We start from the raw sequence: 13312 nt of genomic DNA on the forward strand, positions 1-13312 counted from the left end.
GTCGATGTTGGAAAACGACATGGGAGAATACCCGATGGGGTCCTCCCAAGAACCGCGGTTAAACCTGCGGTTCGGAGCGCTGGAGGACAACGCGATCCGTGCGGCTGCCGGTCGGCGCCGCCCATAGGTTCTCGCGTTGGGATATCGTTTTTTCCTCATACATAAGTGAACAAATAGTGAACTAGGGAAGGCCTGTCAAGCCGCGCCATTATACGGTTGGTGGCACAACATCTTCAGACTGCGCAATGCCTCTAATTTTCTAGAGAGCGGCAGTTTAGGAACAGCATTTCCATGCCAATCCACCGCCAGGGTATTGCAATGCATCTATTTTCGGACGAGCGTAATTACAATTACGGGGCGATAAAGCATGCAAATTACAACCTGTGGGCGAGGCGTACATATTCGGGAAGTCGTTGGTATCGAACGACTGCGAAAACTTCCTAACGACTGGTACGGCTTCACCAACCTCGACATCGCCACTGGCAGGGGTCGTTCCCGCGAAATAGATCTGGTGCTGGTTGCTGAAGACCGCATATTCCTTATCGACCTCAAGGACTGGCATGGCCGAATTGAGAGCGAGGGCGGGAATTGGCTGCACAACGGCAGAGACACCGGTCTGTCCCCTGTTTCAAAAATTCATGCCAACGCTAAGGCGGTTTGGCAGCTTCTGACCGAACATCTCAAACGGCACATGAAGGGGGAGATAGTTCCTCGGGTTGTAGGCTTGGTTGTAGTCACCGGCAAAGCAGACCTCACGGGCATCTCAGAAACTGAAAAAGGATCGGTATTCAACGTTGAGGATTTCTCGGCGCTGGTTAGCAATACCGGTTCTCGCTTGGCGACTTTTGGAAAAGTAGCAATTTCCTCACAGGGATTGCTGACCGAGAGGGTCTGGAAGGATCAGTTGAGCAAATTTTTCAATGCGCGAACTGGGCCTCTGGTACCTGGGAGGCGCCGCTACAATAGCTTCGTAGCCAATTCCGACGAGGCGACATTCCAGCACCCGCAAAAGATATATAGCGAGTACGATGCCGTAGATGAGAACGCTGCGCAAACACTGGGTACCTTGCGTATCTGGGACTTCACGAAGGCGGATACGCGTTTCCAAAACGATGAAGCACGGCAAGAAATTGCTGGACGTGAGCGAAACGTTGTCGAGTATTTGAAGGACCGGGGCGAGGCTTGCGAAAACGCTATTCTTCACCCGCGTGCAGAAGATCCCGAACGTGGCGTTGCATACTGGGAGATTTTTGACAGACGTCAGCGACTTCGACGTCTGTCTGAATTCGTCACTTCTGAAAATTCACATCTTGAACGAGACAGGCGGCTTGAGCTTGCGAGGCAGTTGGTGGCCCGTGTTGCTGCTTTGCATGCAGTCGATGCGGCCCACCTCGACCTTGGTGGTCATAGCATCTGGTTAGAGTCACCTTCGACGGTAAAGCTCTCTCACCTGATGGCCGCAAAGTTCCCCCAGGTAGAATCCTTGGGAGAGAGCAGATACCAGTTCCTTGCGAGTGCTACTCTCCCTGAAGACGTGTTGGGCGGAGAAAATATACCGAAGCGTCGGGATGTGTTCCTCCTCGCGGCCGCCGTCCATTGGCTATTATTTGGTGTACAGCCTGCGTCCGCGGGTGACGACAGCATGCCATTTGAATGGTCACCCTCTATAGACACAGACGCCAAGTACGAAGCGTTGCACCACTGGCTGGACGTGGGACTCTCTTTTGACCCGCAGGACCGATTTCCGGACGCACAGGCCGCACTAGAGGCGTTTAATGCTGCCACCGCAGACCGGCCCAACGCCGGTGAGGTCATTCGCGGATTGGAACGATTTAGGGAGACTTTCCGCTCCCAACGACAGTTCTTTCAAGCCTATCCCGAAGTTGAAATTCTGAAAGAGAGCGACCGCGTCGACATCTGGAAAAGCATAGACGCCGATGGCAATTCCCTATTGGTCAAATTGTGGAAACGGGCTGCTTGGGGGGATCAGACGCGTGAAGGGCCACGCATCTTGGACTTTCTGTCGAAGGCACAAGATATGGCCCTATCTCCAATAAGTGGCTGCGCTGAAATCCTGCATGCCTATTGGCTCGACGATGCCATGGCAATTGTCCAGAAATGGGTCGAAGGCACGGTGTTGTCGGAGGATTTGGTTTCGAGCCGCTTCCAAGGTGAAACCACACGCTGCATCGAATTTTGCCTTGCCCTTGCCAATACAGTGACGTCACTGCATGACCTGGGGCTGACGCATGGAGACCTGAAACCACAGAATATCATCGTGACAGACGATGGCAGCCCGATCTTGATCGACACTCTTGACTTCCAGGCCAGCGACGACGGCGAACCTGCAAATACAGCTTATTCACCAAACACAGGAGGTCGCCTCGAAAGGGACCGCTTTGCGGTAACGCGGATCGTAGATGAAGTGATGGCCGCAGCCGACTTGGATGCGCTTGTGGCAGCTGCCATATCGAGGTCGATTACTAACTGTCGCGAGACGGCGCCAGAGAACGGTACACTTCTACCCTTGATAGAGGCTCTACAAAACGCCCTGTCGCCCGAAAGCCAGGGACCAGCAGTTCGGTCGATCAAGTTGAGCTTCCCAGGCCTCGCAGACAGACCGCTGCTCTCCGACGAGGGAAGATACTACGTTCGCAAGGGAAGCATTGAGAGATCAAGCGTAATTATCCGTGGAGCCTGTGAGGAGCTGGAGGTTTTCATAGATGATAAACTGCGCCTGCTTCGGGCAAATCTCAGGACGATTGACCAAAAGAAAATCGGCCGCCTGACCAGGTTCGAGTTCATGAATTTCGAAGCCGAAATCGAAATGGTGGGCTCAATGGCGCTCAATTCTGAGTGCCTTGATTTTCTTCTCTCCGACCAGTCATTCCTCTCCAACTGGGTCAGCAAAAACGTCGAAGGTGTCGACGCTGGTTCCACTGACGAGATCCCCGAGTCGCAACCCGAACCCGCATTCGACGACAGTGCATTTGACCAGTTCAGTGAATCCGCAAGTGTGCCACCGACGCGCGTTTTGCAGAGCATAGACATTCCGCGCTTGTGGCAATCACTGATCGCAGCCGAGGGCGAGCTCACCACGGACGGTGTGGCAGCAGCCGATAGCGGATACAACCGCGATCTGGATCGTCACATAGTGCCATTTGAACTGACCAGCGGAACTTTTGACTTCAATAAGAATGATCGCGTCGGGGTCGAAAGGCTGGATCGGAAGGGAGCTTGGCATCGCATAGGCGAGCTCGACATTTCGCGATCGAAGCCAGACCGCATACTCATTGACGGTGCCGGTTGGACTTCATCTTCACCGTCAAGTTTGGTCAGCGAAGAGCAACGTCTGAGGTTCATAAGCCACTTCTCAGTGCAAAGCTTGAAACGACGGGAATCTGCAATTAGCAGGACGCTCGCTGGGCAAGCTCGCATTAAATCCCTGCCGTCGTTATTCGAGCCTCAAACTAAAGCAGTTCCATCTCGGCTTGATGTGCAGGTGAGCGACGAGGACCTTGCCCGCTATGGCTTGAATAGCGATCAGCGTGAGGCATTCAAGAAGTTAATATCCGTTCGCCCACTAGGGGCCCTGCAGGGTCCTCCAGGCACCGGCAAAACACTCTTTATTGCTGCGCTTGCTCACTTCGCGTTGACCCGCGGGCTTGCGAAAAACATCCTTTTGGCCAGTCAGTCCCATGAAGCCGTGAATAATGCGGCGGAGGCAGTATTGCGACTGTTCGCCAACCAGGACGAGCAGCCCAGCATCCTTCGGGTGGGTAATGAAGGCGTGGTCTCCGAAAGGCTGATGCCCTTTTTCACCGACCGCCTGGAGCAACTGTACAAAGACCGCTTTGGGGCGGAATTTCGAGAGAGAATGAGGATCGCTGGACGTTCCCTAGGTGTGCCGTCGCCAGTCGTTGAGGCAATGGTCGATATCGAACGCAACATGCGACCAGTTGCCGAAATGATATTGCGGCTCAGGGAACAGGCCGATCCAGACTTGAATCGCCTAAATGGCTTGACGGAGTCTTTAGAGGCCATGGGAGCCAAAATATCCGGCGCTGACCCGCTAAATTTTGTCGCTGACGATCCTCTGGAAGTGCTGGAACAGGTGCTTGACCTTGTTGTGCACAAAATGCCTGCCGGGGAACGACCAGCACCAGAGCGGATGGGCAGAATGAGATCCGTGTTCCGGCTGGCCAAGGACTTCGTCGGTAGCGTTTCAACGCAACAGCGCGGTTTTGAAGCGTTTTTGGCCGGAACTCGACAGATTGTTGCTGGCACATGTGTCGGGCTCGGTCGCACATCCCTAGGTCTGACGAATACGCCATTTGATCTTGTTATTATTGATGAGGCGGCTCGCTGCACCGCAAGTGAACTTGCTGTCCCGATGCAGTCAGGACGTTGGGTTGTTCTGGTGGGAGATCATGCCCAACTTGAGCCTCAGCATCCTGCAACCGTCGCTTCAAAGGTTGCGGCCGAGCTTGGAACCACGGAATTGGCCGTCATTCAGAGTGACTTCGAGCGTCTCTTTGAAAATGGCTACGGCAAACTTGTCGGAGCCAGACTGAAGACGCAGTACCGCATGCTTCCTCCAATCGGGAAGGTGGTCTCTGACGCCTTCTACAATGGCGAGCTTCAGGCAGGACGTTCACAGCCTGAAATCGATCCAAAAATTTTGCCAGAAGGTCTGGATCTTCCGCTGACTTGGATCACTACAGATGGCCTGGGAGCTGGCGGTGAGGAGAAGTTGGAAGGCGCGGGTACCAGCCGCGTAAATCCGCGAGAGGCTGACAGTATCGTCGCTCTAATAAAGCAATGGGCGGCCACCTCGGAGTTCGCCGACTGGATCGCAGGCCAAACCAAGCACTCTCATGTGATTGGCGTTATTTGCATGTATGCGGCTCAACGCGATCTCATTCGTAGGAAAATTCAAGCGGCTAACTTGCCAGAAGCTTTTCGGCGCACGATCAAAATTGACACGGTCGACAGTTACCAAGGCAAGGAGAACCCAATCGTGATCCTTTCTCTGGTCCGCAATAACACCTCCGGTCCCGCCGAGGGAGGCGTCGCTACGATTCGAGCTGGGTTCTTGAAAAGGCCAAACAGAATCAACGTTGCAGTTAGCCGTGCCATGGACCGGTTGATCATTGTGGGTGCGAAGTCGCGCTGGGAAACTGGAACGCCAATGCATCGATTATCCGAAGCCGTTGAAGCCCAATACAGAGCCGGCGAAGCCAAAGTCCTATCTTCCTCGGCACTGCTGGGTGAACGCGTCGACGGCCAGAGCGAAAAGCAAGAAATGGAACTTCAAGAATGATCGCGGCACGCTCTAGGCCAATATTGTCCATCGCCGGATTAGTAAGACCCGAAGAAGACAAGGAACTCGAACTGGCGAGCTATGAGGTTCTTCTGCCTTGTCGCCGTTTCGACGTCGATCACAAGGTTGCCGTCCTGGGACGAGTTTCACTTACCGCGGAATTCTTGTTGCGACTTGTGAAATCCGTCGATGGGATAGATGAAAACGAAGCCGCTGCCTTCTTCGGCTTTGCGCTGAGGGACATGTCCTATGTCCTGGCTGAAGTTGTCGGCCTCGGATACGTGGACCGCAGGGAAGGTCGCCTATGGATGACCATTTCAGGCATGTCTTTGTTTTTGGAGAAGTCCGACGAGCCGAGCATCTTCGACGTTGAATCTCGAACAGAAAACGTCGGTTTTGATCTAATCTCATTGGCATACGAACAGCCCCGTGGACTCGATGAGTTTTCGAGGATGCTGCCTGAACTTCCCTTACTGCATCCAGAACGTGCCAGCGCGGCCGCGGCCAATCTAAAACCTGCGTTCAGGAAAGCCTATCCAGAGATCGCCAACCGCAAGGAAAAAGGAGCGGCGGACAAGCGCTCTCTCTACTCAATTGACAACGTCACACCAGGCGACCGGTTTTCGGGACTTGTGAAGTTCACCATCCGGTCCACCGGATTGCGCCCCTGGGCGGGGGAGGCGGATTTGAGCGAATGGCGCAGTGAAGTCGAGCAGGAGGATCGGGCCGAAATACTGGATGCCGTGGCTGCGTTCGTTGATGAGCTTTCGGTCAGCCAGCGTAGCGAAGATGCCGACGCCTATGAAGCCTTGGTCTCGATAGCCCCAGAATTCATGAAGGAATTCACTCGGAAGGATGGGTTGGCCGTCGATAAATACTATCGTGAAACGTTCAATCGGGTTGGCGAAGTACGCTCCAACAGACAGACGATTCCATTCGTTGGTTCTCTTTTAACGCGAGACAACGTCCGCAAGCTAACCGAGGCATATGGTTACGGACTGCGGAATTACGCTACCCCATCAACGTTGGTTTGGCTTGTCCCCAGGGTAAAGTGTTGGGGAGCGACAAAGGCCCTGCCTGAGCTGGTCAGGAACATGGTCTCTCGGATGGATCGGCAAGCTGATGAAAAATCTGCAATCTCGGTGGGACTGGTTTCCGGGTGGGCCGATGCTCATCTGAGGAAGGCATTTGGACAAATAGCTAACAGCGAGGCCCCAGCATTTTCTTCTACCTTGGAGATATTGCTTGCTTCTCTTCCAGATTGTCGCGCTACAGTTTAGCGTACGAATAGTGGTTTTGTCGCACACGGCAACGGATGGGGGAGTAAACTTGGAGACATCAGAGGCATTATTGCTGCTCGAGGCCTTGGGCATCGGACTTCTGATCGGGATCGAGCGCGAGCGGAATGCAGGCGTGACCGGGGGGCTTGTCCCGGCAGGCGTGCGCACCTTTGCGCTCGCCTCACTGACCGGCGCGCTGAGTCAGATTGCCGGTGGATGGCCAATGCTCGCCGTCGCCGTCGCCGTCATCGGCGGCCTTCGCATGGCGACGCACCTGTCCCAACCGGATCGCCAAGCGGGCCTGACCACCAGCCTTGCCCTGTTGATCGTGGTCGTGCTGGGTGCGCTGTCAATCGAGCACACGTTCCTTGCGGCGGCATCGGGCGTCCTGGTTGCGGCGCTCTTGGCTGCGCGCACGGTGCTGCGCGACTTCAGCCGCTCGGTGCTAAACGATTTCGAGATCCGCGACGGTCTCATCCTCGGCGTCTCGGCGCTCCTGATCCTGCCGATCCTGCCCAACGAAGCATTGGATCCGGGCGGGGCGATCAATCCACAGAAACTGTTCGTGATCGTCATTCTTGTCATGGCGATCGGCGCTGTCGGCCACATCTGCACACGGGTCTTCGGTTCACGGCTGGGTCTGCCATTAAGCGGTTTCCTCTCCGGGTTCGTGTCGAGCACCGCCACCGTGGTGGCTATGTTGAAGAAGGTGCAGGATCGGCCGCTCGAGGCCTATCCCGCCGCTGCGGGTGTTACGTTCTCCTCAGTTTCGTCGCTCGCGCAGACCGGTATCGTACTGCTGTTTCTCAGCCCTTCGATGTTCACACTTGCAGCCCCGATCCTGATCATCCCTTCGCTAGTGGCATTGCTCTACGGGACCGTGCTTGCACGCATCGGATCGCGCGGCGGCGGAGCAGAGCCCGATGGGCTCGAACTTCCCAGTCGGATATTCAGCGTCCGGGGCGCCGTGAGCTTTGCGGCTATGGTGGCAACAGTCATTGTCGTCTCCGCTGTCCTGAACGAGTATTTCGGAAGCGAGGCCATCTTGGTGTCGGCGGCACTCGCTGGGCTGGTGAGCACGGGATCCGCTGCGGTTGCGTTGGCCTCGCTGGTTGTGGCCGGACAGCTGCCCGCATCCGAGGCGGTCGTGCCGCTGGCAGCAGCGATCAGCGTGAATGCCGGGGTACGGATCGTCCTGGCCTTGCGGGGAGGAGCGGCGGCGTTCGGCTGGTCTGTTGCCGGCGGCCTGATGCTGACGGCCGCTGCTGTCTGGGCGGGGTGGTGGTTTGCAGCAGCCATCAGCATAATGGTCGCGCCCTGAGCCTCATGCCGCGGCGCAAACGCGTAAATCGCTACACATCAGGAATGGGATGGTCCAAAAACAACTTCGCGGCGAAGATGTCGGCTCTGAGGCTCTGAGATAGCCGAGCTGTTGGTCTTTGATTGACCCCAAGCGAAGCAGTATGCCGTTCTGTTTTTTGCGGAGAAGGTTGTCTTTCAGGCCCGTCCCCTCCGCCACTTTGGTAAAAACCGGGAACGCCGATTCCAGCCGACTCCCCTCCTTTGGTGGCTACCGGCGTCCTCAATAGGGTGTTTTTTGCTGACCTTGATGTAGATTCCGGACGGCTACGCACGTCCCTGCGTCGGCGAAGAGACACATCATGACCGATACACCCGACTGGCTCGATGGGCTGGACGAGACCGAGCTCGTCATCGAGGGCCGGCTCACTAACGAGCGCAAGGACACGTCGCCCCAGCACCTGCTGCCGCTGGCATTGCTCCAGCACACGATCGGCATGGACGGCGTCAAGCGGCTCCATGACACCGAGAACTTCTGCGCTATCGTAGTGACGCCAAGCCCCGATTGGACCCTGCCGCTCATGCATCTGCTCAAGCCGTGGTCATGGGATTTCGTCCAAGCACGGGTCAAGCCTTTGCGGCCCAGCCAGATCGCTGATGACACTTCGTCGCTCAGGACCATGGACGCGCTGGCGATGGGAGGCCGCGTTCTTGGCATCGGCCATGATCCGGAGAGATTGTTGCCGTCGTCCATGCGCACCGCAGCCGACCTGATCGTTCGGCTGCCCCCGCCCAATGGCGAGGTCATTGGCGCCGTCATCAGGCGCATGTTCGGGCGCACTCTCAAGACCATCCCCAATGACATCGTTGCGGGGTTGGAATTCGACGAGATCGTCGCCTGCCTGCGACCCGGCACCAGTCCGAGCCAATGCGTTGAGCGGCTCAAGAAGGCGGTCGCGAGCAAGCGCTCGTCCTCGCCCATCACCCAGGGCGTGCCCGCGATCCATGACCTTCATGGCTATGGCGCGGCAAAGGAATGGGCGCTCACTGCCAACGTGCGGAAGTGGATGGAAGCGCATGACATCGAGCCGACGTTCGACTTCCCGGTAAAGTGCGGACTAATCTACCCGAGGGACAGGGTGGAACCACTCTTGCAGATGGCGGGTCCAAAAGAAGAATTGTTGTCGACATTCAGGAAGCCAAAGCTTAAGATGCCGATCCGCAGATCAGCGTATCGAGTAATGCGATGACAATGACATTCGGGACTTTCGTCTCCAAGAAGCGCAAGGAGTTGGGGATCAGCCAAAAGGACCTGGCCGGCATGATCCTGCGCGAAGAGGACGGGCAACCCATTTCCCCCCAGTACCTGAACGACATCGAGAAGGACCGGCGCCAACCGACTTCCGACCACATGGTCGAGCAGATCGCAAAGGTCCTCAAGGCGGACAAGGACTACCTCTACTTCCTGGCTGGGGTTCTGCCAGCGGACATCAGGTCCCAGGCGATGACACCAGAGGCGGTGGTGGAACGCTTCAAAGCCTTCCGGAAGTCCTGAGGCTCCTATCGTGCGCTGGTGTCCCGACGACAAAGGCCGGTTTCACAAGCGCCCGTTCTACAAGGCTGAGGAGCTGGACGCCGAGTGCGAGAAGCTCCTGGCCGATTTTCGCAGAGAAATTGGCCGCAAGCCCGATGTGGCGATCGATACCGATGATCTGACGGTGATGATCGAGCGCCATGTTGGCGATCTCGACGTCTACGCAGACCTGAGCGAGGATGGTCCCGAGGTCGAAGGCGTCACCCTTTTCGCCGCGCAGCGCAAACCCGATGTCGCCATAGCCGAGCGTCTGACCTCCGACGATCGACGTTCCAACCGTTTCCGCACCACCCTTGCGCACGAGTTGGGGCATGTCGCCCTGCACGACCCACTGTATCAGGAGAAGCTTGCCATGGGCGACCTGTTCGCCGTGGTCGCCGAAGAGCGTCTCATCTGCAAGCGTGATACCATGGTCGACGCGCCCATGACCGACTGGATGGAGTGGCAGGCCTGCTATTTCTCGGGTGCGTTGCTCATGCCGAGGCGCGCGATTATCGATCTGGCCAAGGAACACGGCGACGGCATCACCGGCGCGCCTAGATATGGAACGGAAAAGGGCGCGAATCTTGTCGCCGATGCGATGGATCGCTTCCTTGTATCCCACGATGCGGCCCGAGTGAGACTATCCGTCCTTGGGCTTTTGGGCTAAAATTCTGTTCCGCTACTTGAACTTAGAAAATGGTTAACGATCTGTGTTGACAGTTTGCCGCACCCAGGATACTACGCTGATTAGCAGATAACGCGATTTCTGAAGATCGATCTCGCGCCTTGCGGACTAGGGCACCATTCAAGAGCGAGACCGACATGAATTACCACGCCAAACCACCTGCCACCCACGACGACGTTCTTAACGGCTTGGCCGAGGCTATCGATATCGGCCAGTCCAAGTACGACGACGCAGTCGAGCGCTACAAAACATTGGGACGGCACCTTGATCGGGACGGGTCGACGATCAAGCATCTCGATCCATTGATCTCCCCGCAGGGGTCGTTCCTGTTGGGCTTGGTCAATCGGCCTTGGGACGACACCGAGGTCTATGACCTTGATCTGGTGTGCCGCCTTACTGCGAGCCGCAACAGCGTCTCGCAGGCCGAACTGAAGAGGCTGGTCGGGGGAGAAGTCCTCAGCTACGCCAAAAAGCACGGCATGGAGAAGCCTGATGACCATCGCCGGTGCTGGCGGCTGAACTATGCCGAGTCCGCCCTCTTCCACATGGACATCTTGCCGGCTATTCCCGACGCTGAAGGATATCGCCGTCGGTTGAACGAGGCCGGTTACGGCGAACTGGCACGGTCGCAAGATCTGACGGGTCATGCACTTGCCATCACTGACAAGCTTCATCCCCGTTATCGTGACATCCATCCTGACTGGTATCAGAGCAACCCTACCGGCTATGCGGCTTGGTTCAGGCAGCGCATGGCTGTTCGCGCGGCCCATACCGGGTTGCTGCTGGAGCGCCAGTTGGTCACCGCAAGCGTGGATCAGGTGCCAGACGCCAAGCTCAAGACGCCGCTTCAAAAGGTGATTCAACTCCTGAAGCGGCACCGGGACTTCATGTTCCGGGATGATCTGGACGATAAGCCTATCTCCATCATCATCACGACGCTGGCGGCCCATTCCTACAATGGCCAAAGTTCCATCTCGGATGCTCTCGAGGTCGTCCTTCGGGGGATGGACGGCTATATCCAGAACCGTAGTGGAGTCGCTTGGGTCGCAAATCCGGTCAACCCTGCCGAGAACTTCGCGGACAAGTGGGAGGAGACACCGGCGAAGCGAGCGAATTTCTACAGGTGGCTTGAGGCTGCCCGCCGGGACTTCGCTCTGTATTTGAAGGGCTCATCGTTTCTCAAGCTGCCAAAGCAGTTGGAGGAGTCTTTCGGTCAGCGGGCCGTCTCAGCAGCGCTCGGACCAGAGACTGTAGCTGCACCGGCCGTGCATCGCCCAAGCCAGGGCGACAGGGTGGCAGCAGCCGCCGAGGCGGCGCGCACCAATCGGCAGCCGGCCGCACCATGGCAGGCCGAATGAGCACTGCGTTGGACGGGCTCCGACAGAAGATCGAGCAGGTACTGGCATTCGATCAGCCCGCCTTGAGCGTATCTGTTGTCGGCGACCAGGTGATGGTCGTCGGCGACTATTTTCTAAACGATGAAGGCTCGGCGCCGGCCCCTGAGGGACCTATGGCGACCTTCGCTGTGCGCGTCTTGTTTGACCCTGCATATCCCAGTGTCGAGCCGCTGGTGTACGAAACCGGTGGTGCTATACCGCAGGGTCGTCACCTCAACCCGAATAACACTTGCTGCCTCGGCGTATGGGAGCAGTGGTTGGTGGAAGAGACCGACCATTCGGTGTCTGCCTTCTTCGCAGGACCCTTTCGAGATTATTTTCTCAGCCAGACCCACTATCGGCTCCATGGCGAATGGCCTTTTGGTGAGCTGCCCCACGGGCTAGACGGCATAGTCGTCGCCTACGCCTCGGTACTCGGCATTGACGCCGACAAGAAGAAGGTGGTCGAGCATCTCAGGGTTTTTGCTCGACCGGGGTGGCCCCGGGGTCATTGGCCATGTCCTTGCGGCAATGGGCGACGTATCCGGGCCTGTCATAAGATCGAACTGGCAAACCTCAGGACCGCCATCCTGCCCGCAATGGCCAAACGAATGCTGCAACGTATCGAGAGTCCTCACTGATGGTCGAATTGCTGAAGTATGCGTTCATGAAGTTCGTCGACTACTGGACGCGCATCCCGACCATTCCGCGCGTTCTGTTGAAGTCTGCTGTGCTCATCGCCGTCGCTTCAGTTGGGCTGCAGTTCACGATCAACTTGCAAAGCGGAAACAACAGCTTCTCCTTCTCTTCGAATGATATTGGAGCTAACAACCTCGGTGCCTGGTGCCTGGCCCTTGCTGCGATGCTGTTTGCCGTTGGCATCATTTGGGCGATTGTCGACCAAGTGATCGCTCATCGGCGAGAATCGAAGCGGACGACTATCGTGATCGAATCCCGTGGGCTGCGGGATGAGAACGGCGTTTCGTTAGCAACTGCGGTCAAGAAAGCCGTGAAGGGACACGTCGAGGAGATAGTGCTCGATCTACGGCGGTTTATGCGCGATGGGCATGTCATCGATGCCCAAGGTGCTGCCAATGAGATATCGCGACTGCCGGGCGATCTGAGGCGTCGTCGCGACCTCAAAGGCCGTGACGATATTTCGATCGTATATGGTGGTCTCACGCCTGTACCGTTCACCTTCTTCATCGGCGTGCTGTTGGACGATGAAGGAATCGTGCGGCCCTATGATTGGGATCGCGCAGCAGACCGCTGGCGCCCCCTCGACGAGGACGACGACAATAGCAGATTCCGCACCTCGTTCCCCTCACAAGAGAATTGGGGGGATGCCGTGGTGCTAGCGATATCCTGCTCATACCCGATTCTCGACGATAATCTGGAGCGCTCGTTCCCGGGTATCCCAGTCGTCCGCATGGATCTTAGGGGCCAGACCAAGGAGAGCCATTGGTCTTCAGCGAAGCAGGGCGCGTTGGCGATGCACGTCCTCGAAGTCGCAACGACGCTCGAAGGACGAGGCGTGAAAACAGTCCATCTGGTCCTTGCAGCGGCCAACAGCCTTGTCTTCCAGATCGGCCGGAAATGGGATCGGCGCAATATCCCGCACTGCACTGTTTACCAGTTTGAGCGCGATGGAGACCCACCGTTCGCCTGGGGACTCGTTTTGCCGCAGCCAGGGACAGAAGCCGCTGAAATCCGCAGATCTCAGCCAACCGGAGTCTAGGGGACCCTTTAGCCGCCCTAACGTCGACTCGCGCT

9 protein-coding genes are annotated in these 13312 nt (G+C 57.0%); all 9 read left to right on the forward strand.

Annotated elements, in window-relative coordinates; all coding sequences use genetic code 11:
* Positions 1–367 precede the first annotated feature (367 nt).
* The 9 genes from GO014_RS07560 (at position 368) to GO014_RS07600 (ending at position 13277) form a co-directional block, all read left to right on the forward strand.
* Positions 368–5323, forward strand: coding sequence for an AAA domain-containing protein (locus tag GO014_RS07560; protein ID WP_157289713.1), 4956 nt, complete (start codon positions 368–370; stop codon positions 5321–5323).
* Positions 5320–6603: a hypothetical protein gene (locus GO014_RS07565; protein ID WP_157289714.1), complete on the forward strand. Its 1284-nt coding sequence runs from the start codon at positions 5320–5322 to the stop codon at positions 6601–6603. The genes GO014_RS07560 and GO014_RS07565 overlap by 4 nt, the downstream gene beginning before the upstream one ends.
* Entirely contained in the window at positions 6569–7924 is a 1356-nt protein-coding gene (locus GO014_RS07570; RefSeq protein ID WP_210252418.1) for an MgtC/SapB family protein, read from the forward strand. Before GO014_RS07565 ends, GO014_RS07570 begins: the two co-directional genes overlap by 35 nt.
* 340 nt (positions 7925–8264) lie before the next feature.
* Complete coding sequence (locus GO014_RS07575) at positions 8265–9152, forward strand: hypothetical protein (protein WP_157289716.1); 888 nt, start codon at positions 8265–8267, stop codon at positions 9150–9152.
* Between the two features lie 2 nt (positions 9153–9154).
* Entirely contained in the window at positions 9155–9457 is a 303-nt protein-coding gene (locus GO014_RS07580) for a helix-turn-helix domain-containing protein (RefSeq protein WP_246204405.1), read from the forward strand.
* A gap of 10 nt (positions 9458–9467) precedes the next feature.
* Entirely contained in the window at positions 9468–10145 is a 678-nt protein-coding gene (locus GO014_RS07585) for an ImmA/IrrE family metallo-endopeptidase (protein ID WP_343030822.1), read from the forward strand.
* Positions 10146–10300: 155 nt separating this feature from the next.
* Positions 10301–11521, forward strand: coding sequence for a nucleotidyltransferase domain-containing protein (locus tag GO014_RS07590; protein ID WP_157289718.1), 1221 nt, complete (start codon positions 10301–10303; stop codon positions 11519–11521).
* Positions 11518–12180, forward strand: coding sequence for a hypothetical protein (locus GO014_RS07595; protein WP_157289719.1), 663 nt, complete (start codon positions 11518–11520; stop codon positions 12178–12180). Before GO014_RS07590 ends, GO014_RS07595 begins: the two co-directional genes overlap by 4 nt.
* Entirely contained in the window at positions 12180–13277 is a 1098-nt protein-coding gene (locus GO014_RS07600) for an SAVED domain-containing protein (protein ID WP_157289720.1), read from the forward strand. Before GO014_RS07595 ends, GO014_RS07600 begins: the two co-directional genes overlap by 1 nt.
* Positions 13278–13312 lie beyond the last annotated feature (35 nt).

The organism is Devosia marina, from assembly GCF_009758415.1.
Lineage (GTDB): Bacteria > Pseudomonadota > Alphaproteobacteria > Rhizobiales > Devosiaceae > Devosia > Devosia marina.